Below are 22,368 nucleotides of genomic sequence, written 5' to 3' on the forward strand. Positions count from 1 at the left end.
CATCTCGGATGCGTCTTCTGGCGGCGCACCCCATGGATCTTCTAAAATTCCACATTCGTTGCTGCGTCCCCATAAGTTTTGATCGATTGAAAACGGGCTATCTAAATTAATTGGAATCGGTATATCATTTTCTTTTGCATATGCAATTTCTTCTTCACGTGACCATTTCCATTCACGTACGGGCGCAATAACTTCTAAATATGGATTCAACGCTTGAATAGAAACTTCAAAACGAACTTGGTCATTCCCTTTCCCTGTACATCCATGTGCAACTGCACTTGCGCCTTCCTGCTCTGCAATTTCTACTAATTTTTTTGCAATAAGCGGACGAGATAATGCAGAGACAAGAGGATATTTCCCTTCGTATAACGTGTGAGCTTGCATCGCTATCAATGCATATTCATTCGCATATTCTTCTTGAACATCAATCATATATGATTTAATTGCACCTACTGAAAGTGCTTTTTCTTTTACAAACGCTAAGTCTTTACCTTCCCCTAGATCTAAGCAAAGCGCGATAATATCATAATTCTTTTCTTGTAACCATTTAATCGCAACGGAAGTATCAAGACCTCCGGAATATGCTAACACAACTTTTTTCTTCTCCATTTTGCATCCCCCTAAAGAATAAATATTCATTTTATCTTATAATAATCCAAACTTTAACACCTTTCATAAAATGAATCAAGGGGAATCCATAAATTTTTTTCAAACAATTTCGTCGAATTTCTTTCTTTTTTTATGTAAAATAGAGGCAGGAAAATGGAGGGGTTTCTATGAAAAAGTATTTTATATACAATGAACATCTAGGGATTGAATTGCCGAACATACAAGAAAAATGGGAAGACATCTCTGAACAAGCGCAGCATTCTATTTTATTAAAATGGGAGCAAGTTCGCGGAAAAATACCTGATCGTATACAAGAGCTTGAACGTCATATTAATCAAAAACAACATTGCTTAAATAACGAAGAGAATTTCGAAATTTCCTGTAGGCTTAATTCAGAAATTGCCGATCTTGCTTCAATTATTAATGATCTTTGGCTTTGGTATCGTCTAACCCAAAACGTATCTGAGGGAAAAGCACACCAATGAAAAAAGCATGCCCCTCAATTACTTTGGGTCATGCTTTTTTGTCGTAACACGATTTACAATATATTTCTTGTGCTGTTTTCGCCAAACACACATCAAACGGACCAACTAATATACTTCTTTCTTTTGGCAACTTTACAAAAGCAACTAGCTCTTCTTCATATTGAATCTTTTTCTGACATGAAACACATTTTAATTCTTTTCTTTTAAACATGTCTTTTAGCATATCTCCATTCTCCCCCTCATCTATCTATATTAATATACTCTCATAATAGTTAGAACTTGTAAAAAAATGGCACATTCCGAAACAAATTATTCATATACTATGTACAAAAGGAGGTCTCAAACTTATGCGAGCTTTCATTATTATCGCTTTAACTTTTTTAAGTATCATTAGCTGGGATGCATTTTTTAAAGATAAAAGTGATGAGAACAATACAATTGAATAAAAACCCTTCTTTTCTTACTTATTGGACAAACTTCTAAAAGTTGTCCAGTTCTACGAAATAACTTAGGCTTTTCTACAAAAATATTTAAACATAACATTTTTTGTAGATTCCCTCCGGTTATTGTCGGTTTCCATCCGCATGCATTTTTTGAAAGTATGATATAATAATATAAATCTTGAAGGAAGGGATTTTGATATCATGATCGCTCGAAGGAGCATGTGGCATCGTATTGACGAATCATACACGTAGCGTATTTTTCAGCTCAGATACTTTAGTCTAGCGAAAAAAATACGAGAGTGGGGAAATTATGATTGCCCGAAGGATAATTTGGCAAAAAAAAGACTCTTCTTACACATAGCGTTTTGTTTAGGACTTAATTGTTACTAGCTAAACAAAACAAAGAAGAGCAGGATTGCTAAATGAAGAATCCTACTCCACGTTTTGTTTAGTCGTTTTAAGACTTAAACTAAAACGAAGGTAGGGAGAATTGATGGACGAGAGGATTATTCGTTATTTCTTCAGCGACATATAGCGTAGTTAGTTTTTTTCGTAAACTAACTGAAAGCTACATGTGAGCTCGTAGTTAGTTTACAACACAACAAGGACTACTAACTACGGAAAGAAGGAATAACGATGAGGAACATCCAAAGTCGACAAATTATTAAAGAAGTTTTTATGGTTTTAATCGGTTCATTTATTTTAGCAGCAGCGCTATATCACATTCACTTCCAAAACCACTTAACAGAAGGTGGCTTTGTAGGTATTGCACTATTTATCCAAAATTTTTATGATATTTCACCATCCATTTCAACTGTAGTAATGGATATCCCTATTATTTTACTATGTGCTTCATTTTTAGGTAGAAAAATGGTTGGCTACTCATTCCTAGGTTCGATTTCATTCGGAGTATTTTATTCTTTTATGGAAAATTATTCTCCATTTACGGTCGATTTATCAAATAATTTATTTATAGCTGCAGTAGTTGGCGGTGCGTTAGCTGGTATTGGACTCGGTTTTATATTGCGATTTGGCGGTGCAACCGGCGGAGACGATATTTTAACAATTATATTAAGTAAACGAACTCGGTTTACAATTGGGCAAATTTTCTTCGTCTTTGACGCGATTGTTCTTGCGCTTTCATTATATTATTTAAATTGGACAGAAATTGCTTTTACTATTCTTTCGATTGCCGTACAGGCAAAAACATTGGATTTAATTTATTATCCAAAAGCAGAAAAGAAAGCAGAAAAGCAACCAGTATCTATTCCAATGTCCAAAAAGCATGCAACAAATTAAAAAAGCGAAAGGCCTCGGCCTCTCGCTTTTTTTATGCTCTTTTTTCCTTCTCGACTATGTGGCGCACTTGATAAAATCTATTTGCAAATTCAGTAACGCTTCTTGTTAAACGATAGTTCACTGTAGACCCAATTGCCATTCCAATGACCGGAATACCTTGGAATAATTTACGACGAAGAGCATAAATCGAAAACGTCTTCAAAATTTGTTTTAACACAACCTCAGTAGAAGCTGGCTTTAACACCTCTTCGTCTCCTTCATAAAAGAATGAATCTTCTTGCTCAAGTTCTCTCAGTAAATTGTACCATGCATATTGCTGAAGTCTCGCCGGCAATAATGCCGCGTGGAATACCTTTAACGCAAGCATCATTTCATACGGCTTGTTCACATCATGTCCAAATGATGTTGCAATAAGTTGAACAGCTTTCACATTTAACGCGATCATAACCGGAAAATCAGCTGTTAATAATAATAACCCCCCAGCACCCGTTGCTCCGCCTTGTACGAATGAATATAGGCGATGTCTTGCTGTTTGCTGCTCTGCTATGTATGTTAATTGATCAATAGATAACGCCTTCAAATCTTCAAGTTGCTCAATTGATTCATCAAATAATCTCGATGTTCCTAAAATGCGATTACGTGCATCTAACTGTGATTGTGAACTTTGAATAAGTGCATGCAAATGAAAGAGCCATCCATCTGCTTTCGTAAAGAAATCTTTTCGTTTTTTCTCAGGCAATTTCGCAATTGTAGTATGTACCCATTTATCAAACATTTTTTGAAAATCGGTCGCTTCTTGCTCAACTAATTGCGATTCCCATTCTTTTATATTGTCTAAAATGGCTTGTTCTCGCTTCGATCGCATCGCAACAACCACCTCGTTCGATTTTTTTCTATTGTAACATATTTCCGCTTGTTCTTTGCAAATATGCTTGTCTATCTTTATTCACATACCATTTTTTAATGACATAAAATATTAGCAAAAAGGACGAGATGAATCACATGAATCTATCCAATATAAAAAAAGAATATAATGCAATATTCAGCTTAGGACAAAACTGCTGGCCTGCTTGGGCTTTATATCAATTCGAATTATCACCATTTTTTGGTGTTATCGATTTTATGCTAAGCCCTTCATTAGAAAAAGTGAATTTATTATTACAAAATCGATTTGACCGTTTTTTACAGTTCGAAAACTTATCCTTCATCTCATTTTGGGATGATGATGCGAAATTAAGACTACGTGACAGCCTATATGAAATCGACTCCTGTCACGACTTTAAAACAGATGTAAACACACCAACATCCTGGCCTTCTTATACAGAAATTAAGTTAAACTATGAGCATCGAATTAATCGTTTTCTAACTACAATCGAAACGGCAGAATCCACATTGTTTATTCGGACGGGAGGAACATACGAAGAAGCACGTTCCTTGGAACAAATTTTATCTCAAATAGTTAAACATACATTCTCTGTCCTATTACTCATTCCTGAAGATGTACCAACTATCGACCAAGAAGATTGGGGATTACAAAACATTTGTGTTATAAAATGCCCTATTATGGATGTATATCAGTACAATGAAGCATTTTGGAATGACTTATTTGATGGAATCACGATTCGGCCAAACGCTTAAATACACGTCACCTTTTATCACACCCTGCCTTATAATCATCCTTATACAAAATAAATAAGGAGTGATTATATATGTATCCACGTGCAAAAGCTTTTGGCATTGCTATACATCACGGTCGCCTTCTCGTACAAGAATATCATACAGGCGATGAAACATATTACCGACCTCTTGGCGGATCAATTGAACTTGGTGAAAAATCAGCACATACTGTTATTCGCGAATTTCAAGAAGAGCTTCACACAGAAGTGGAAATCACCAATTATTTAGGCTGCTTAGAAAATATCTTTCATCTTGATGGAGAAATTGGTCATGAAATCATTCAGCTATATTCTTTACGCTTATTAGACACATCACTATATGAAATGGAAAAAATGAATATACAAGATGAGCAAACCGTATCGTATGCGAAATGGATTCCCATTACAGCTTTCATTCAGAAGGAAAAAGTGCTATATCCAGGTGGAATTTTAAACTATATCCAAAAGAAAAAAGACGAAATCCTATAGGATCTCGTCTTTTTTTATATAGTATATTAACCAATATCTCCAAGACGTAATACGTCACGAGCAATCATAACTTCTTCGTCAGTTGGAATTACGATAATTTTTACTGGAGAGTGTGGGAAGCTAATGAATGCTTCTTCACCGAATACGTTATTGCGTTTTACGTCGAAGTATACGCCCATGTACTCAAGGCCTTCTAATACGCGCTCACGAATAATTGCACTGTTTTCACCTACACCAGCTGTAAAGATGATAGCGTCAACGCCTTTCATACGAGCTGTGTAAGAACCGATGTATTTATGGATACGGCTCACGAACACGTCAAGTGCTACTTTCGCACGGTGGTCGCCTTCTTCTTCTTTCGCAATGATGTCACGTAGGTCACTAGAGTAACCAGTAAGACCTAACATACCACTCTTCTTGTTTAATACGCTAACTACTTCTTCTACAGTTTGGCCTGTTTTTTCCATGATGTATGGAATTAACGCAGGGTCAATGTTACCAGAACGTGTACCCATTGTTACACCAGCAAGTGGAGTGAAGCCCATAGAAGTATCGATAGACTTACCGCCTTCTACTGCTGCGATACTTGCACCGTTACCTAAGTGACAAGAAAGTAGGCTTAAGCTTTCAATTGGACGACCTAATAATTCAGCCGCACGCTCAGTTACATATTTATGAGAAGTTCCGTGGAAACCGTATTTACGGATGCCAAATTTCTCATAGTACTCATATGGTAAGCTGTATAGGAATGCAGATTCCGGCATTGTTTGGTGGAATGCTGTATCGAATACTGCTACTGCTGGTACGTTTGGTAGTACTTCTTGGAATGCTTTAATACCAACAAGGTTTGCTGGGTTGTGAAGTGGTGCTAAATCGCTTAATTCTTCGATATCAGCTAATACTTCAGCATCAATTAAAACAGAATCAGCAAATTTTTCACCGCCGTGTACAACACGGTGACCGATACCGCCAATCTCATCAAGAGATTTTACGATTCCGTTTTCAGTTAATTTCTTAAGAAGCATGTTAACTGCTACTGCATGATCTGGGATGTTTGTAATTTCTTTTTGTTTTTCGCCATTTACAGTAATTGTGAAGATACTATCTTCTAAACCGATACGTTCTACTAAACCTTTTGTTAATACTGTTTCACTTGGCATTTCAAATAATTGGAACTTTAACGAAGAGCTTCCTGCGTTAATCGCGATGATTTTTGACATCTAGTCTTTCGCCCCTTTTTCTCTTGGTAGTTGTGTGGATCATTCCACAAACCGCTCGATTTTATCTAATTAAATTCACTCATTATGAAAACGTTTCATCATTAGTAAATTTTATACTCACGATTTTAATTTAAACATCGTCCGACATATATTTCAAGTGAAAAAATTGTAACACCAAGAAAAAAAATATATTACAGATTTCAAAAAAATTCAGTTAAATCTTGTATATATTAAAAAACATTACATATCCTATAAAACTGTACTACATTAATTACTAACCCTGTTACATATATATCGTATTATTTATGTGTTGCAAACCAAGTATTCAATTGATCCATAATGTTCTCCATAGCCTTCATGTTAGAGAATTTAGGTAATTCCACTAGTAGTGCCTGTTTCGGCATTGTTACACCTTGGCCTTTCTTTTGGAGAACAAATATACTTTTTGCATTTTTCTCGTTTTTAAACATGGAAACAGGAAGCTGTAATAATCCTTGAATAAAACATGTCTCTTTAATGAATGCATGTAGCTTTGGCGCTTGATCACTTTCAAAAATGAAGTTTGGTACTAAGAAGAATAAATACCCGCCTTCTTTCGTATGTTTCACACTTTGTTCAATAAATAAGTGATGTGCATATGACATTCCTTCATTTGCTTTTAATGTATATTCACTTGCAACAATTTCATTTGGATAATAACCAATTGGTAAATCTGAAACGACTGCATCAACTGGATCAATATAAAGTGGTGCTAGTCCATCTTGGTGGAAGAATTCGATTGCATGCTTTTGTAAATTTGCATTTACTAAAGCAAGTTTAATTAACACCTCATCCACTTCCACACCAAATCCACTCATTGTTAGTTCTTCTTTGGCGCTATTAAACAATGTAGTCATTAAGTTACCAGTTCCAATTGCAGGGTCTAAAACAGTAATTTCTTTTTGACCTTGCATAAACTTATGGAATAAGTAGCTCATGAACATTCCAACTGCATCTGGCGTCATTTCGTGATTCGCTTGTACGCCCTCTTTCATTCCTTTTAAAATGGCTAGCTGAAATGCTTTACGAATTTCTTCCCCTTTATATGTTTCTTCATTAAACGTACTATATTCACGATTCAACCTTTCAATTGTTGATTCGGATAATTCCTCTTGTAAAATCGCTCCTTCAAACAAGTTATCACCTGTTTCTACAAGCGCCTCTAAATATGTTACATCTAATTCTTTACGTAAAACTACCGTAGAAGAATCAAAAATAGAAAATAATGTTTCTACTGCCTGACTCACGTACATTCCTCCTTCTCTCTTTTACACATAACTTATATCATACCATAATCTAAATTTTTCCCAAAAGAAAAAGCGACCTCTTGCAAAGAGCTCCCCTTCAAGTTGTTTATGATGTAACGTCTTTTCTCATATATTGGTTCAGTTAACAATATATGAGAAAAGACGACCTCTTCTAAAGTAAAACTTTAATGAGAGGTCGTCTTCATTTACATTACTTCGCAGATTTAGCTGCTTCTAATGCTGCTTCATAGTTTGGATGGCTTGTACCTTCGCCTACGTATTCTGCGTAAACTACTTTGTCATTGCTATCTACTACGAATACTGCACGAGCAAGTAAACGAAGTTCTTTCATTACTAAGCCGTAAGCTTCACCGAATGAAAGGTCACGGTGATCAGAAAGTGTTACAACATTTTCTAAACCGTTTGCTGCACACCAGCGTTTTTGAGCGAATGGTAAATCAGCGCTAATTGTTAATACTTTCGCGTTTTCAATACCTGCTGCATCTTCGTTAAAACGACGAGTTTGTGCATCACATACACCTGTGTCGATTGAAGGTACAACACTAATTAATTTCACTTCACCTTTGTATGTTTCTAAACTTACTGGAGATAAGTCATTTGCTAATACTTGGAAGTTAGGCGCTTGATCGCCAACTTTAACTTCTGTTCCAACTAAAGTCATTGGGTTACCTTTAAAAGTTACATTTGCCACTTAAAAATCCTCCCTTATTTTAAACAAAATATGTACAATGTAAATGATAGTTTGTCCCTATCGATAATGCAAATAAAATCGCTTTATTTACAAAAAAATTAAAGAAGCTAATCCACTGATCAGCTTCTTTATTCGTTAAATTTGAAATTCAGGATCATCTTCTTTTCGTTTATCCATCATTTCTTTCACTTTATCAACAGCTTGTGGCGCTAATTCAATTATTTTATCGATGACGTGTGTTTGCTTATCTAAGTGTAATACTTTCACACCTTCTCCATTTATAACAAGAAAGGCAACAGGATTAATAGAAACTCCTCCACCACTTCCCCCGCCAAATGGATGACGGCCTGAATGTTCTACTTTACCAAATTCACTTCCACCAGCAGCAAATCCAAAACTGACTTTCGAAACTGTAAGAATTACACTTCCATCTGCCGCTTTAATTGGGTCACCAACAATTGTATTTACATCAGTCATTTGTTTCAAATGCTGCATTGCGGTTGTCATTAAACCTTGAATTGGATGGTCCATTCTATATCCCCCCTATGCTTGAACAGATTTTTCTGTCATACCAGATCTTTGCTTTCTCATAAACATGAGTAATTTTATCGCTGTTTTTACAGTACGGAATATACGAAAAGATGCTGTTAACTCGCATCTTGATGCAAATCCCTTTCCTTGAAAAACAGGAGTAATTTCAAATTCTGGTATGTCGACAATATGCATATATTGTCCTACAACTCCAGCAGCCATTCCTTTTGTCCCCCATGCATATCCAGTGACAATTCCAGTACTAGCCGCGTCGCCTACTCCAATTTGCGTATGCCATTTCCAACCATTGATTTTCACTCTTTTGAGAAAATCTTTAACAATAGTATGAACGTCTTGAAGCTTTTTTATCAGTTCCCCTATACTATCGAGTTGTGCCATAATTTTATTATCTATTCCGCCGTCCTCTTCAGCTTTTTTAATTTTTTGTCCTGTCTTCTTCTGCTGTTTTTCAATTCTTTCCAATACATCAAACGTATATCGAATCATCCATATTTTCACTTGAAATAAACATTGTTTTTCCATTTCTGAATATAAAAACGTCACCTTAAGCGATATTTTCGATAATAGTATAAGCAAAATAAAAAGTAGAAGAATTATCATTCCAATTACGAGCCACTTCATTCGTACCATCCTTTCACTCCATACCCATTATCGACAAGTTTATTCATCATTAAACAGACTTTGATAAAATTGAATATAAAAATTTTTCTAAAAATAAAAAGGAATTTTGACAATTTATATCGAAATATACTATTTGAACATATCATCCAGAAACATACTCTGACGATATGTAGCACTAAGACTAGAAAATTTAACTGCAGTGGAGGGATACATAATGGCAAATCGTCGCAATTTATTTTTCTTTTATGGTGATGACAAAGTAACGCTCGTTGAAAAAATGAAACCAGTATATCGTATTTTAGAGGAGAATGGATTTACCATATTAGATCATCCAAAAAATGCAAACGCTATCGTCAGCGTTGGAGATGATGGGACTTTCTTACAAGCCGTTCGTAAAACCGGCTTTAGAGAAGATTGCTTATACGCAGGTATTTCTACGAAAGATGAAATTTCTTTCTACTGCGATTTCCACATCGATCACGTTGATACAGCCCTTCAAGAAATTACAAAAAACGAAATTGAAGTGCGAAAATATCCAACAATTAAAGTAGATGTAGATCACGGTACATCTTTCCATTGTTTAAATGAATTCACATTACGCTCTAGTATCATTAAAACATTTGTCGTAGATGTACACGTCGACAATTTACATTTCGAAACCTTTAGAGGTGATGGATTAGTTATCTCCACACCAACAGGAAGTACCGCTTACAATAAATCATTACATGGTGCAGTTGTCGATCCACTTATCCCATGTTTCCAAGTAAGCGAACTAGCATCTTTAAATAACAACACATACCGTACACTCGGATCACCGTTTCTTTTAAATCACGAGCGTACGTTAACTTTAACACTTAAACCAGATGGCAATGATTATCCTGTTATCGGCATGGATAACGAAGCGCTTAGCATTAAACAAGTGGAGAAAGCCGTTGTTCGTTTAAGCGATAAACAAATTAAAACTGTTAAATTAAAAAACAACTCTTTCTGGGAAAAAGTACAGAGAACATTTTTATAGTATTAAAATAACCGCAGAATTATGGGATTCCATAATTCTGCGGTCTTTTATTTCCCCCGATTGGTGTGGGCAGCCATCTCTTACTATGCAGTCGCCATTATTGTCAGCTTTTGTCGGTAAGTCGATATATTTTAATAATCGCTGATATATTTCAAGTTATGGTCGATATATTTCAATAATCGCTGATATATTTTCACACGTCTTTTCTATAAACAATCTTCCCATCAATGACGGTCATTTCTGCCTGTACTTCTTTTATTTCTTCCGCCTCAATTTCAAAAACATTGCGGTCTAATATCGTAAAGTCTGCTTCATATCCTTTTGTAATTTGTCCTCGCTTTCCTTCTTTTCCAATTGCATACGCACTTCCTGTTGTAAATAAAGAAACAGCCTCATACACCGTTAATCTTTCTTCTGGGATATAACATACACCATCAATAAAACTTCTACGTGTAACAGCACTATATATACCTAAAAACGGATTCACTTGTTCAATTGGAGCATCAGAGCCTCCATTACAGTGTAATCCTGCGTCCAGTAACGTCTTCCAAGCATACGCATAACGAAGACGATGGTCTCCTAGTTTTTCAATCACTGATGGAAAATCTGACGAAACAAAGACTGGCTGAATATCAATAATAGCTGGCAAGTGTTTCATTCTTTCAATCAACTCTTCACGAGCTAGCTGACAATGAATAATACGGTCACGTAATCCTTCTGCTGGTGGATGTAATTCAAGCGCATCAATGACATATTCAAGCGATAAATCACCAATTGTATGAATCGCAACTGGCATATGTAAATCTCGTGCTTTTTTCACTAAACCTGCAAGCTCTTCACGTGAGAAAATGGCAACTCCATTTGTTTCCTTCGCATCTTCATACGGTTCACTTAATAAAGCTGTTCTTCCACCAAAAGAGCCGTCAGAAAAAATTTTCATCGCACCAAATTCAATATAGTGCTCATTTTCATATTCTTTTCGTTCATTCGCTACTTCATGGTGAACGAGTAAATGCGCTTTAAACCGCATTTCTTTTATAACGTGTGAAAACGCATTGTACGTTTTTTGAAAGCCGCCATAATAATTTAAGTCTTCCGTATGTCCGCCAACGAGTCCGTATTGCCAGCAGTCTGAAATCGCTGTTTGCAGAACACTTTGCAAATACACTCCATCTATTTCGGGCTGAACATGTTTAATTAACTCTTGCCCTTGCTCATATAAAAGTCCTGTTAAATTATTTGACGCATCACGGCTAATTTTCCCGCCCTTTAGATCTTGCGTCGCTTCTGTTATATTCGCTTCTTTCAATATGTATGAATTCACCCATGTCACGTGACGACAAACACGCTTTAATAAAATCGGATGTTCTTTAGAGATTTCATCTAAATCACGTACATGAACTTGTTTTGTATCTGTAAAATTATTTTCATTCCATCCTTCTCCGATAATCCAAGATCCTTTTGGCGCTTCTTCTACGCGCTTCTGAACAAGAGTAAGCACTTCTTTATAAGATGTACAATTTGATAAATCTAGACGAAGTAACCTCTCCCCATGCCCAATAAGATGCATATGGCTATCAACAAGACCTGGAATCATCGTTTTCCCTTTTAAATCGTACAACTTCACCGCAGAATATCGGTTCTCTAACGCTTCTTTATTCCCCACATCAACAATGACGCCATCTTCGACGTAAGCGGCTTCTACTTTTTCATTCTCTTCTCGCATTGTGTAAATGGTGCCGCCATACCAAATTTCTCCCATATGCCCATCCCCTTTTTCCTTTAGTCTACGAAATTAGTACGTATAAAAAAAGCACCATTTCGATTAAAAATGGTACTTTTCCAAAAATTAATTTTGTTCAGTAGGGTTCGTTGTAATTTGCCATTCAATGCTAAATTTATCTTTTAATTGTCCGTATGCTGGGCTCCAGAACGTTTCTTGAAGTGGCATAATAACTTCTCCACCTTCTTGTAACTTATCAAATACTTCTTTCGCTTTTTCTGCATTATTAATTTGAATTGCGATTGTTACTTGAGATCCGATTGCATGCCCTTGACCTGGGAATGTATCAGAAATCATAAGGTCCGTATTACCAACTTTTAAAGTAGCATGTAAAACGCGCTCTTTCGCTTCAGCTGGAATTGGGTATTCTGGATTTTCAGGCATGTCACCAAAAGTTTGCATTACTTCTACTTTTGCGTCTAACGCCTCTTTGTAAAACTGTACAGCTTCTTGCCCACTACCATCTAAAACTAAGTACGGATTAATACCTAAAATCATACGGACACCTCTTTTTTAAATTTATAAAATCGAACTTGTGTTCGTTTTTATAATATCATCGTTTTACATTTCATTCAACTATTTACTTCCCTATTTTCAAAATTATTTTGAAGGAAGCTCCATTTCTTGTTTTCTAAGTTCAATACGGCGAATTTTTCCGGAAATCGTTTTTGGTAGTTCATCTACAAATTCAATTTTGCGAGGGTATTTATATGGTGCAGTCAATTCTTTGACGTGTTGTTGGAGCACTGGAATTAATGTTTCTTCGTTCTTGTCTATATTCTCTCTTAATACGATAAATGCCTTCACGACACTTCCGCGAATTTCATCAGGGCTTGCAACAACCGCACATTCTCTTACGTAAGGATGTTTTACAAGCGCATCTTCTACTTCAAACGGACCGATTGTATAGCCGGAGCTAATAATAATATCATCACCGCGCCCTTCAAACCAGAAATAGCCTTCTTCATCTTTTTTCGCTTTATCACCCGTAATATAATAATCACCACGGAATTGCATCGCTGTGCGCTCATCATCTTTATAATATTGCTTAAAGAGGGCTGGTGTTTCAATGTGAACTGCAATATCGCCAACTTCTCCTACCTGTACAGGAGTTCCTTCTTCATTTACGATATCAACATGATTTCCTGGCGTCGGTTTTCCCATTGATCCTGGTCTAATGTCCATCCCTTTCATTATTCCAACAAGCAGTGTATTTTCCGTTTGCCCATAGCCGTCTCTTACTGTAATATCGAAATGCCTTTGGAACGTTTCAATGACTTCCCTGTTTAACGGCTCACCTGCCGATACAGCGCTATGTAAAGCTTCTAAATCGTACTCACTTAAGTTTTCTACCTTTGCCATTAATCTATACTCAGTCGGTGTACAGCAAAGTACATTCACCTTATTATCACCTAATAAATTTAAATATGTTTTTGGTTCAAATTTGCCGTTATATACAAATCCTGTTGCACCTGAACCGAGAGTCGCTACAAACGGGCTCCAAATCCATTTTTGCCAACCTGGACTAGCCGTTGCCCATACAACATCTTCTTCTTCGATTCCGAGCCAGTTCGGAGCGCTTGTACGTAAATGAGCGTATGCCCAGGCATGCGTATGAACAACTCCTTTTGGATTTCCTGTCGTCCCTGACGTATAAGATAAAAAGACCATATCTTCTTTATCCGTCTTCGCCATTTCTAACGTATCACTTTCCGTTTCTAATGCTGTTTTTAAATTCGTCCATCCATCTACTGATCGCTCGCTCAGGACGAATTTTTGAAGAGATTCCACCGCTTCTACGCCGTCAAATTGTCCAATATACGGTTCGTAACTTACGATAGCCTTTACTTCTCCGTGCCCAATACGATACTCGATATCTTTTTTACGCAACATTTCTGAGCTTGGAATAACGACAAATCCTGCTTTAATCGCAGCAATATACGTCATGTAAGCTTCAATTAAGCGCGGCATCATAATAAGGAGCTTGTCCCCTTTTTGTAAGCCACTTTTTATAAAAGTGTTTCCAATTCTATTCGCACCTTGCATTAATTCAAAATATGTAATCTCTCGTCTATTCCCTTTATCATCTTGCCAAATTAAAGCAAGCTTCTCTTTATCACTCGTATATTTCTCTATTTCCGAAACTAAATTATAAGACGGCGGCGCTAACAATTCCTCTCTCTTCATATAACATCCTCCTTTATTTCTATGCCTCCCTTATATAATAAAGAATTTTCAGTAAATTTTGAACCCTCTTCTTTTGACAATTTTTTTATATTTATGTCGAATTGATGTATGAATGTATAGCGACGATGTTTTTAACATAACGATTCATCGGCAAATAACGACGAAAACGACAAAAAGAAAGAGCGGGAGAACCCGCTCTTTCTAAGCCATCGTATATGGGATTATTTTTGGTAACCGCCTAATTGTTGCTCAGCTAGTGAAACTAGACGTTTAGTAATTTCGCCACCAACAGATCCGTTAGCGCGAGATGTTGCATCAGCTCCAAGTTGAACACCAAACTCTTGAGCGATTTCGTATTTCATTTGATCTAATGCTGCTTGAGCACCAGATACTGCTAATTTATTTGTGCTTGCCATGTTGTATCACCTCCTTGTGAGTATAGAGTGTGATAAACAACATGACTTCATGCACATTTGAACGTGGTAATTTATGGGTTTAGAAAAGTTCTTCGAATTTTTCTTCTTCAGCCACTACTTCTACTGTTTGTAATACCATTGTTTCTTTGTTCGCTACAGCCTCTTCAATTAACGGCGCGAAATCGTACTTCGCTTCAAAACGATTTGCTTTCTCACGCTTCGGTTTCGTCGATGGACTTGCTGGTGTAAACACTGTACAGCAGTCTTCATATGGACGAATTGAAATATCATACGTTCCAATTTCTTTTGCAATTTTAATAATTTCTAATTTATCCATCGTAATAAGCGGGCGAATAACAGGATAGTTTGTCACTTCGTTAATCGTATGCATACTATCTAACGTTTGGCTCGCTACTTGTCCAAGACTTTCACCAGTCGTAATTGCAAGTGCATTACGCTCCTCTGCAATACGCTCTGTAATACGCATCATCATACGACGCATAACTGTCATAGAATAGCTAGATGGAATTTCTTTATTAATCGTTTTTTGCACTTCAGTAAATGGAACAAGATGAAGTGTTACACGTTTACAGTATTGCGTTAACTCTTGTGCTAAATCGATTACTTTTTGTTTCGCGCGCTCGCTTGTGAAAGGTGGACTATGGAAGTGAACTGCTTCCACAGATACGCCGCGTTTCATCGTTAAGTACGTTGCTACCGGGCTATCGATACCACCAGAAAGAAGTACCATTACTTTTCCGCCAACGCCAACTGGTAAACCGCCAGCTCCCATGTGCTCACCACACATAATATAGCTGTAACCACTGCGAATTTCTATACGTACATTCACATCTGGATTATGAACATCTACTGTGATATCCTCTGTATTTTCTAAAATGTGCCCACCGATTTCTGGAAGTAACTCCATCGTCTTCATTGGGAAGCGCTTATCAGAGCGGTGCACTGTAATTTTAAATGTTTTCACATCACCTTTTACTTGTAAGAAAGCTGCTAATGCACCTTTTTTAATATCTTCTAATTCTGATGGTACTTTCATTGCTAAGTTAAACTTATGAATACCAAATACATCTTTCAATCTTTCAGAAATTGCTTCATGGTCTTCACCATTTAACTGAATGTACATACGATCATGTGTTGCATCAATTTTAATGTTTGGGAATTTTTTTAATTTGAATTTCACATTATCTTTTAACGTACTTACAAACTTAGAACGGTTCTTTCCTTTTGTCGTCATTTCTCCATAACGAACTAAAATATATTCATATGTCATCATATTTCTTTACCTCATCACTTCATATAATTTTGGCATCGTCTCTTTAACAATACCTTCAAATTGTTTTACTTCTTCCATCGTGTTGTCTGGTGCTAGACTAATGCGAATCGCACTTGTAGCTGCGGCGTGCGGTACTCCCATTGCCACTAGTACTCTGCTCACTTCATTTGCTTTTGAAGAACAAGCAGACTTCGTCGATACATATACACCATGCTCTTCTAAAGCATGAACGACTACTTCTGGTTTTAAACCGACAAATGATACATTTAAAATGTGCGGTGCCGCATATTCAAGTGATGTATTAATCGTTACAGTTTCCATCTCTTTAAAGAAACGGACCAGCTCTGTTTGTAAATTTTGCAAATGAACTATCTTTTCTTTCACTTGTTCCATCGTCATACGAAGTGCTTTCACCATCGCTACAATACCAGGTAAATTTTCTGTACCTGAACGATACTTGAGCTCTTGTTGACCACCTGATAAGATTGGATCTAATCTTACACCATCACGTACGTAAAGAAGACCTGTCCCCTTTACGCTATGAAATTTATGTCCAGATATTGAACAAAGGTCAATATGAGAAGCGTATAAATCAAGTGGTACTTTTCCTATCCCTTGTACATGGTCCACGTGGAATCTTATTTTCGGATAGTTCGTTAATAATGTTCCAATTTCAGTAACGGGCTGAATCGCTCCAGTCTCGTTGTTCACGTGAATAATTGACACAAGAATCGTATCTTCACGAAGTGCTCGTTTTACATCTTCTACCGATACAACACCGTGCTCGTTAACCGGTAAATACGTTACATCAAAACCGAGATCTTCTAATTGTTTATATGCTTCAAACACAGACGCGTGTTCAATATTTGTTGTAATGATATGTTTGCCGCGCGAACGATTCCTCATCGCTATCCCTTTAATCGCAAGGTTATTCCCTTCCGTTCCACCTGATGTGAAAATAATTTCAGCAGGTTTAACGTGAAGGAGCTGTGCCGCAATCGTTCTCGATTGTGTTAATAGACGCTCTGCCTCTCCTCCAAGCGAATGAATAGAAGAAGGATTACCAAAATATTTCCCTGCAACCGTTACGTACGATTGAAGCGCTTCTGGATATGGCTTCGTCGTCGCACTATTATCAAAATAGATCATCGTTCTTCCCCTTTCAGCGCTATCACATCATATAATCATATCACAAATACGTGTAATTACGCTAAGACTACTCAAAGGTTCCGTTTTTATATAAAAGTGTACATTTTCCCCGGCCATTTGCAGGCATACTGAGTGGTGAAGATTAATAATCAGTGGTGGATGAAACCCCATCACTTATGGTTTCACTTTATTTTGAAACGAACAACCTTACTGTATTCCGCTATTCATTATAGCAACATCGACTTCAAAATTACACAAAAAAACAAACCCTTTATTAAAGGGTTTGCTCATTGTCTACATATTCAGCTATTTTTTGAACAACACCAGGTTCAAGTTGCTCTAATATAGAAGCCGCTTGTTCTAAAGCTGCATCGTATTGATATTCACGGAATAATTTCTCCGCATAATTTAAGCTTTCTGCAAGATTCTCATCATGACTGCGGTATCGGTTACCGTATTGAATTAGTTTTTCAACTAAATAAGCTTGTCCAATTAATTCTTCTGTCATTTCAGATACACCATTCACAACTGTGTATGCTTCTTCTAAACTGCTATTTACAGTATTCATATTTAACGGCTTTACTTCTAATTGCTCATATACAGCTTGCATCGCCATTTGCCCTTTTTGTAAATCTTCCATAATACTCTCTGGAAGACCTGGTAAATTCGACTTTTGCATAAAACGTTTCGTCTCAAAAATTGTATTTCGCATTTCTTGTAACTTCTCACGTGCTTCAAATTCTTCTTTGCGCATCGTTTGTAGCATTTCTTTATATTCTGCATGAAGTACTTTTAAAGTTTCACATTGCTCATAAACCTCTTCTAGTTCCTCACGAATGATAGAGAATGCAATATCTTGTTCAGCAACGCGTATTTGTAACACTTCAAAACGTTTCATTAAAATATGCATTTGTTTTTCAATTACTTTTTGTGACTCAATATCTTTGTCTTGTAATTGATAACTTTGTTTCACAAGTTGTGTTTCTATTTTCGTTTCAATTGTTTCTGTACGAATTTCTTCTAAATCTTCATAAACAGACAGTGTTTTTTGCTCCACATAATGTTTCGCATGCACTTCTTGTTCAAGTTGATCATAAAAACTGTCTAAACGAGTTTTTAAGTTCTCTACTTTTTCTGCTGCTTCTGTTATATGAAGTTCCTGTATATCCATTAAACATGTGTGTAGTTGTGTCGTCATATCGCGGACTTCTTTAGGGATTTCCAAATACTCTAATACATAGCCTTGTCTTATCATATCATCATGACCTTGTAATAAATCTTCCAGCTGAACTGGTAATGTCGCTTGACACTCTACCAATAAATCCGGAATTTGATGAATAACGATTTCTAAACTTGCTAAACCTTCTTCTAAACTAATAACAATTTCTCTCGCTTTTAAATAATCACCATTATCTGTTGCCTCTTCAAAAGTTTTGAACTTCTCGGATTCAACATCTAACATCTCTTCAATTTTTTGCTCAGCTGCTCCATACATGTGTCGATGAGCAAGAACGCTCTTTTTCATACTACGATATGTATCACGTAACCCTTCAATTTCCGCGCTATTTTTCTCATGGCTTTCTAACAGTTGCTGTAATTCATTTAAAATGTCTGTAATACGATTATCAGCGTCATCTAAACCACTTATGGATTCTTTCATCGCATGCTTTGCTTTGCGGAAGGAGAATTGCGAGGCGAATTTTCGCGCTTGCCCTAAATCTTTTTCAGCTTTCGGAAGAGTTGTTGATACAATTTCATCCCACTCTTCACGCCATTTACCAAACAGCTCTTCTGTTTGACCTGTCATATTTAAATCTTTTACCCGCTTTAGTTCATCTGCCACAGGTTTATCTTTTATCTCTTGTTTCCACTGCTCCAGTGCTTCAATATCTTTATATGAACGATTTCTTATCACAAGCTCTATCATGAGCAGCACTAGAATAGAGCTTACTACAATGATAACGATCGTCAGGATAGAATCCATGCAAAAAAGCCTCCTAGTTATATCTCTTTTTTTGTCCGTTCCGTTTATGAAATGGAAGGCATTATGTATAAAAAGGGAATTCCCCTATATTTAACAACTAACAATGTTCTAATCATACCATGTAATGACGTGTTTTTGACCTAGTTTTTTTTAAAATTTCATGTTTCTTTACATGTGATTGTAATATTTCTTAATATTCCACTTATTCCATTATCCGTCCTCAAATAAATGCAATAAAGGTAAGGCTTTTACGGGCAGTTAATGCAGGATAACGAGCTCTCTTTCATACGAGAGACGAAATAAATCTTTCGCATTAGTGGTGGTTCTACAGAAATCGCACGTACGTTACCTTGCATTACGGCTTACTGTAAAGCGGTTTCCGGAAGCAATGTTATACCAAGTCCAGCCCCTACCATCGCAATCATCGGTTCTGCATAAGATGTTTCAACCGCAATTATTGGTTTCGCGCCCATACATTGAAACACATTCATAATCATTTTCCTTACATCACATATTTCTGGGTATACAATTAGCTGTTCATTAACAATTATTGCGCTAGTATGCAACAATTTATGGCAAAGAAAACAACATATAAAAATCCCCACCTCAGTTCGTTAGGTGGGGATTTTTCACATATGAACAGCTCTTGGTAGTTCATAATACATACTCGCTTTATATAATGTTCGTTCCATCCATTGCTCAATTTCCTTCGTATACATTTCTAAGAAAAACGTCTCAGACGGAAATGAGTGTAGCACCTCAGATATATATTGTGGATATAAAAACGGCATATTCATCATGCCTTTTAATTGTGTCATAAACATTGTAAAAGATACCTTTTTAAATTCTTGATTCATTTGTCCTTGTTTAATGATTTGCTCTATATAATATCTTTCTCTAGAAAAATAAACGGTCATCACTTCACGAATTAATGTCGTATCAAGCGAAAGCTCTCTATAAAAAAAACGTGTCAGTTCTCTATTATCAAATTGATATCGTAAAATCCCGCGCACCATTTGCACCATCACATCTTTAGCCGATAAATATTCTCTCTGTTCAAATGACGTTTCAATTACGTGAATATATCCTTCTAAAAAATCAGTAATAAGCTGTTCTAATAACCCTTGCTTTCCAGCAAAATAATATGAAATATTCGCTACATTCACATCCGCTCGCTTTGCAATTTCTCGCACCGACGTTCCATCATAACCTTTCGTATTAAACAACGATATTGCCGCATCAATTACTTTTTGTTTCGTCTGTTTCATGCGCTCACTTCCTCTCAATGAACAGCTATAGTCTAAATTTCTTGACTTTTAAGACAAATTCCTTTAATTTTCTATCGACAAAGTCATGTGAAATACATCGTATTTTGCTAATATTTTACACATCTCGATAAAAAGGGAGTTGTTTCCATGTTTACAAAAGAAAGTTATGCAGGTTCTCGCGTGCAGCAATACGAGACAGTAATTAAACAACTGGATGCATTATTAACTGGCGAACCGAACTTAGTCGCAAACTTATCAAATGCGTCCGCACTATTAAATCAATTTTTAGATCACGTTAATTGGGTTGGCTTTTATGTAACAGAAGGAAATCAGCTTGTTCTTGGACCTTTCCAAGGAATGCCCGCTTGCGTGCGTATTCCGTTCGGACGAGGCGTTTGCGGCGTTGCAGCTGAAACAAAAACGACGCAGCTTGTAGCAGACGTTCACCAATTCCCAGGACATATCGCTTGCGATAGTGCTTCGAATTCAGAAATCGTTGTACCGATCGTGAAAGAAGGAACTGTCATTGGTGTACTTGATATTGATAGCCCTGAAAAAAATCGTTTTGATGAAGTAGATCAGCGCTATTTAGAAAAGTTTGTGGAAACACTCCTAAAACATATTTAAAAAAGAAAAGAGCGAGTTATCGATTGAGTACATCACGTACGAAACCGATAGCTCACTCTTTTTTATTGATTACTAACAGTAGATATTTTCTTTAGTGCCTGCTCTAAATCAGAAACGATATCCTCCCATGATTCTAAACCGACAGATAAACGTATTAAATTATCGTAAATACCCATTTCTTGTCTTAGCTCAGCTGGAATCGCAGCGTGCGTCATCGTTGCCGGATGCTGAATTAACGTTTCTGTATCACCTAAACTTACGGCAATTGTAATAAAATGCAGGTCATTGATAAACGACTGTGTTTCCTCTTTCACGCCTTTAATTGAAAAAGAAATAACGCCCCCACCTCGTTTCATTTGCCGAGATGCTAGTTCTCCCTCCGGATACCAAACACCTTCTACTGCTTCATGATTTTTCAAAAACGATACAATTTTTTCTGCATTATCACAATGACGATCCATTCTTACTGCTAATGTTTTTAATCCACGTAACAATAACCACGCGTCAAACGGTGCCATAATACCTCCGATATCTTTTCGCATCGGACGGATTTTGTCAGCTAACGTTTTCGTTCTACAAATTGTTACACCCGCTACAACATCCCCGTGACCACCAATATATTTTGTCGCACTGTGAACGACGGCGTCACAACCAAGCTCAAGAGGTCTTTGTAAATAAGGTGAACAAAACGTATTATCGACAATAACAAGCAAGTCATTTCGCTTCGCTACCCCGATCACCTTTTCTAAATCAATTAATTTCATCGTTGGATTAATCGGTGTTTCAACGAAAATGAGCTTTGTATTTGGACGAATTTTATTTTCAATATCAGTCTCTGTCTCCATATCACAAAACGAATGAGTAATCATAAATTTCTCTTCTAATACTTCTAAAAAACCGTACGTACATCCATATAATCCATTTGAACAAATAATATGATCTCCAGCCTTTAGAAAACCGATTAACGTTGCTGAAATGGCTGCCATACCTGAACCGAACGCCAGCGCTTCCTCTCCACCTTCTAAAACAGCCATACGTTCTTCAAATAATTTCACAGTTGGATTCCCAAGCCTTGAATAAATATAAGATGGATCTTCTCCCGCAAAACTCGCTTCTCCTTGCTGTGCTGTCTCAAACGTAAATGTAGAAGTTTGAAATAAAGGTGGTGTTAAACTCCCTTTATTTTCATTTGATTCATATCCGTGATGAATTAATGCTGTCTCTATATGTTTCTTTTTCATAAAAACATCCCCCTTATGTCTTTATTTGCA

General features: G+C 36.6%; 23 protein-coding genes and 2 pseudogenes. 7 read left to right on the forward strand and 18 right to left on the reverse strand.

Translation table 11 applies throughout. The features are described from left to right. Positions 1–609 (reverse strand): argininosuccinate synthase (gene argG, locus MR066_RS22765; RefSeq protein WP_396022285.1); only part of this gene is annotated, 609 nt, incomplete at its 3' end. A 167-nt stretch (positions 610–776) separates the two neighbouring features. Here argG and MR066_RS22770 point away from each other — a divergent pair. Beyond that, a complete protein-coding gene (locus MR066_RS22770) occupies positions 777–1,094 on the forward strand; it encodes a radical SAM protein (RefSeq protein ID WP_113935732.1) in 318 nt (105 codons plus the stop codon). A gap of 28 nt (positions 1,095–1,122) precedes the next feature. Here MR066_RS22770 and MR066_RS22775 read toward each other — a convergent pair whose 3' ends face one another. Further along, positions 1,123–1,317: a hypothetical protein gene (locus MR066_RS22775; RefSeq protein ID WP_002067549.1), complete on the reverse strand. Its 195-nt coding sequence runs from the start codon at positions 1,315–1,317 to the stop codon at positions 1,123–1,125. An 856-nt stretch (positions 1,318–2,173) separates the two neighbouring features. Between MR066_RS22775 and MR066_RS22780 the strand changes: the two genes are divergently transcribed. Then, on the forward strand, positions 2,174–2,836 hold the full coding sequence (locus MR066_RS22780; protein ID WP_219303674.1) for a YitT family protein: 663 nt from the start codon (positions 2,174–2,176) through the stop codon (positions 2,834–2,836). Positions 2,837–2,867: 31 nt separating this feature from the next. On the opposite strand, the gene MR066_RS22785 is transcribed toward MR066_RS22780, so the two are convergent. Next, positions 2,868–3,701 carry an EcsC family protein gene (locus MR066_RS22785; RefSeq protein ID WP_113935734.1) on the reverse strand — a complete coding sequence of 278 codons (834 nt, stop codon included), beginning with the start codon at positions 3,699–3,701 and terminating at the stop codon, positions 2,868–2,870. Positions 3,702–3,838: 137 nt separating this feature from the next. Here MR066_RS22785 and MR066_RS22790 point away from each other — a divergent pair, with 137 nt between their 5' ends. Next, positions 3,839–4,474 (forward strand): DUF1796 family putative cysteine peptidase, encoded by a 636-nt coding sequence (locus MR066_RS22790; protein WP_242248620.1) that lies wholly within the window; start codon positions 3,839–3,841, stop codon positions 4,472–4,474. A 71-nt stretch (positions 4,475–4,545) separates the two neighbouring features. Beyond that, positions 4,546–4,980 (forward strand): NUDIX hydrolase, encoded by a 435-nt coding sequence (locus tag MR066_RS22795; protein WP_242248621.1) that lies wholly within the window; start codon positions 4,546–4,548, stop codon positions 4,978–4,980. Positions 4,981–5,006: 26 nt separating this feature from the next. Here MR066_RS22795 and ackA read toward each other — a convergent pair whose 3' ends face one another. The 5 genes from ackA to MR066_RS22820 all read right to left on the reverse strand — a co-directional run bounded on the left by ackA (position 5,007) and on the right by MR066_RS22820 (position 9,380). Continuing rightward, a complete protein-coding gene (gene ackA, locus MR066_RS22800; protein WP_002015546.1) occupies positions 5,007–6,200 on the reverse strand; it encodes an acetate kinase in 1,194 nt (397 codons plus the stop codon). Between the two features lie 299 nt (positions 6,201–6,499). Continuing rightward, positions 6,500–7,486: a class I SAM-dependent methyltransferase gene (locus MR066_RS22805; protein WP_002015548.1), complete on the reverse strand. Its 987-nt coding sequence runs from the start codon at positions 7,484–7,486 to the stop codon at positions 6,500–6,502. Positions 7,487–7,697: 211 nt separating this feature from the next. Next, positions 7,698–8,198, reverse strand: a complete 501-nt coding sequence (gene tpx, locus MR066_RS22810; protein ID WP_002015549.1) for a thiol peroxidase — start codon at positions 8,196–8,198, stop codon at positions 7,698–7,700. Positions 8,199–8,333: 135 nt separating this feature from the next. Next, positions 8,334–8,729: a GerW family sporulation protein gene (gene ytfJ / locus MR066_RS22815; RefSeq protein WP_000350005.1), complete on the reverse strand. Its 396-nt coding sequence runs from the start codon at positions 8,727–8,729 to the stop codon at positions 8,334–8,336. Positions 8,730–8,741: 12 nt separating this feature from the next. Next, the gene (locus MR066_RS22820; RefSeq protein WP_242248622.1) at positions 8,742–9,380 is read right to left on the reverse strand and encodes a DUF2953 domain-containing protein; all 639 of its coding nucleotides are present in this window, start codon (positions 9,378–9,380) and stop codon (positions 8,742–8,744) included. A gap of 205 nt (positions 9,381–9,585) precedes the next feature. On the opposite strand from MR066_RS22820, the gene MR066_RS22825 reads away from it, so the two are divergent. Further along, positions 9,586–10,389, forward strand: coding sequence for an NAD kinase (locus MR066_RS22825; RefSeq protein WP_002015552.1), 804 nt, complete (start codon positions 9,586–9,588; stop codon positions 10,387–10,389). A 193-nt stretch (positions 10,390–10,582) separates the two neighbouring features. On the opposite strand, the gene MR066_RS22830 is transcribed toward MR066_RS22825, so the two are convergent. The 8 genes and pseudogenes from MR066_RS22830 to MR066_RS22865 all read right to left on the reverse strand — a co-directional run. Then, positions 10,583–12,151 (reverse strand): amidohydrolase, encoded by a 1,569-nt coding sequence (locus MR066_RS22830; protein ID WP_242248623.1) that lies wholly within the window; start codon positions 12,149–12,151, stop codon positions 10,583–10,585. 87 nt (positions 12,152–12,238) lie between these two features. Beyond that, positions 12,239–12,670 (reverse strand): VOC family protein, encoded by a 432-nt coding sequence (locus MR066_RS22835; protein ID WP_002129408.1) that lies wholly within the window; start codon positions 12,668–12,670, stop codon positions 12,239–12,241. A gap of 102 nt (positions 12,671–12,772) precedes the next feature. Then, on the reverse strand, positions 12,773–14,359 hold the full coding sequence (gene mbcS / locus MR066_RS22840; RefSeq protein WP_242248624.1) for an acyl-CoA synthetase MbcS: 1,587 nt from the start codon (positions 14,357–14,359) through the stop codon (positions 12,773–12,775). 221 nt (positions 14,360–14,580) lie between these two features. Next, positions 14,581–14,775 carry an alpha/beta-type small acid-soluble spore protein gene (locus MR066_RS22845; protein ID WP_000168891.1) on the reverse strand — a complete coding sequence of 65 codons (195 nt, stop codon included), beginning with the start codon at positions 14,773–14,775 and terminating at the stop codon, positions 14,581–14,583. 79 nt (positions 14,776–14,854) lie between these two features. Then, entirely contained in the window at positions 14,855–16,069 is a 1,215-nt protein-coding gene (gene thiI, locus MR066_RS22850) for a tRNA uracil 4-sulfurtransferase ThiI (RefSeq protein WP_002034334.1), read from the reverse strand. Positions 16,070–16,075: 6 nt separating this feature from the next. Then, positions 16,076–17,218, reverse strand: a complete 1,143-nt coding sequence (locus tag MR066_RS22855) for a cysteine desulfurase family protein (protein ID WP_002015559.1) — start codon at positions 17,216–17,218, stop codon at positions 16,076–16,078. 274 nt (positions 17,219–17,492) lie between these two features. Beyond that, positions 17,493–19,202 carry a septation ring formation regulator EzrA gene (gene ezrA / locus MR066_RS22860; RefSeq protein ID WP_002129414.1) on the reverse strand — a complete coding sequence of 570 codons (1,710 nt, stop codon included), beginning with the start codon at positions 19,200–19,202 and terminating at the stop codon, positions 17,493–17,495. A 248-nt stretch (positions 19,203–19,450) separates the two neighbouring features. Then, positions 19,451–19,744, reverse strand: a pseudogene (locus MR066_RS22865) (LysR family transcriptional regulator substrate-binding protein); the annotation flags it as partial. Between MR066_RS22865 and MR066_RS27440 the strand changes: the two are divergent. Further along, positions 19,692–19,820: pseudogene (locus MR066_RS27440) on the forward strand (EamA family transporter); the annotation flags it as partial. The pseudogenes MR066_RS22865 and MR066_RS27440 overlap by 53 nt on opposite strands. 11 nt (positions 19,821–19,831) lie before the next feature. On the opposite strand, the gene refZ reads toward MR066_RS27440, so the two are convergent. Then, positions 19,832–20,470, reverse strand: a complete 639-nt coding sequence (refZ, locus tag MR066_RS22870; protein WP_002164973.1) for a forespore capture DNA-binding protein RefZ — start codon at positions 20,468–20,470, stop codon at positions 19,832–19,834. Positions 20,471–20,617: 147 nt separating this feature from the next. Here refZ and MR066_RS22875 point away from each other — a divergent pair, with 147 nt between their 5' ends. Next, positions 20,618–21,097 carry a GAF domain-containing protein gene (locus MR066_RS22875; RefSeq protein WP_113935740.1) on the forward strand — a complete coding sequence of 160 codons (480 nt, stop codon included), beginning with the start codon at positions 20,618–20,620 and terminating at the stop codon, positions 21,095–21,097. A 62-nt stretch (positions 21,098–21,159) separates the two neighbouring features. Here the strand turns inward: MR066_RS22875 and megL are convergent, their stop codons facing one another. Then, on the reverse strand, positions 21,160–22,338 hold the full coding sequence (megL, locus tag MR066_RS22880; protein ID WP_219301246.1) for a methionine gamma-lyase: 1,179 nt from the start codon (positions 22,336–22,338) through the stop codon (positions 21,160–21,162). Positions 22,339–22,368 lie beyond the last annotated feature (30 nt).

The sequence above is a fragment of the Bacillus cereus group sp. BfR-BA-01523 genome, assembly GCF_022662615.1.
In the GTDB taxonomy this organism is placed as follows: Bacteria; Bacillota; Bacilli; order Bacillales; family Bacillaceae_G; genus Bacillus_A; species Bacillus_A mycoides.

Excerpts from the sequence above, each read along its gene's own strand:
- ytfJ (WP_000350005.1), bottom strand. The coding sequence starts at position 8,729 with ATGGACCATCCAATTCAAGGTTTAATGACAACCGCAATGCAGCATTTG.
- MR066_RS22835 (WP_002129408.1), bottom strand. The coding sequence starts at position 12,670 with ATGATTTTAGGTATTAATCCGTACTTAGTTTTAGATGGTAGTGGGCAA.
- MR066_RS22825 (WP_002015552.1), top strand. The coding sequence starts at position 9,586 with ATGGCAAATCGTCGCAATTTATTTTTCTTTTATGGTGATGACAAAGTA.
- MR066_RS22875 (WP_113935740.1), top strand. The coding sequence starts at position 20,618 with ATGTTTACAAAAGAAAGTTATGCAGGTTCTCGCGTGCAGCAATACGAG.
- MR066_RS22780 (WP_219303674.1), top strand. The coding sequence starts at position 2,174 with ATGAGGAACATCCAAAGTCGACAAATTATTAAAGAAGTTTTTATGGTT.
- MR066_RS22770 (WP_113935732.1), top strand. The coding sequence starts at position 777 with ATGAAAAAGTATTTTATATACAATGAACATCTAGGGATTGAATTGCCG.
- refZ (WP_002164973.1), bottom strand. The coding sequence starts at position 20,470 with ATGAAACAGACGAAACAAAAAGTAATTGATGCGGCAATATCGTTGTTT.
- thiI (WP_002034334.1), bottom strand. The coding sequence starts at position 16,069 with ATGATGACATATGAATATATTTTAGTTCGTTATGGAGAAATGACGACA.
- MR066_RS22820 (WP_242248622.1), bottom strand. The coding sequence starts at position 9,380 with ATGGTACGAATGAAGTGGCTCGTAATTGGAATGATAATTCTTCTACTT.
- MR066_RS22845 (WP_000168891.1), bottom strand. The coding sequence starts at position 14,775 with ATGGCAAGCACAAATAAATTAGCAGTATCTGGTGCTCAAGCAGCATTA.
- MR066_RS22855 (WP_002015559.1), bottom strand. The coding sequence starts at position 17,218 with ATGATCTATTTTGATAATAGTGCGACGACGAAGCCATATCCAGAAGCG.
- megL (WP_219301246.1), bottom strand. The coding sequence starts at position 22,338 with ATGAAAAAGAAACATATAGAGACAGCATTAATTCATCACGGATATGAA.
- MR066_RS22795 (WP_242248621.1), top strand. The coding sequence starts at position 4,546 with ATGTATCCACGTGCAAAAGCTTTTGGCATTGCTATACATCACGGTCGC.
- ackA (WP_002015546.1), bottom strand. The coding sequence starts at position 6,200 with ATGTCAAAAATCATCGCGATTAACGCAGGAAGCTCTTCGTTAAAGTTC.
- ezrA (WP_002129414.1), bottom strand. The coding sequence starts at position 19,202 with ATGGATTCTATCCTGACGATCGTTATCATTGTAGTAAGCTCTATTCTA.
- MR066_RS22790 (WP_242248620.1), top strand. The coding sequence starts at position 3,839 with ATGAATCTATCCAATATAAAAAAAGAATATAATGCAATATTCAGCTTA.
- MR066_RS22830 (WP_242248623.1), bottom strand. The coding sequence starts at position 12,151 with ATGGGAGAAATTTGGTATGGCGGCACCATTTACACAATGCGAGAAGAG.
- MR066_RS22775 (WP_002067549.1), bottom strand. The coding sequence starts at position 1,317 with ATGCTAAAAGACATGTTTAAAAGAAAAGAATTAAAATGTGTTTCATGT.
- mbcS (WP_242248624.1), bottom strand. The coding sequence starts at position 14,359 with ATGAAGAGAGAGGAATTGTTAGCGCCGCCGTCTTATAATTTAGTTTCG.
- MR066_RS22785 (WP_113935734.1), bottom strand. The coding sequence starts at position 3,701 with ATGCGATCGAAGCGAGAACAAGCCATTTTAGACAATATAAAAGAATGG.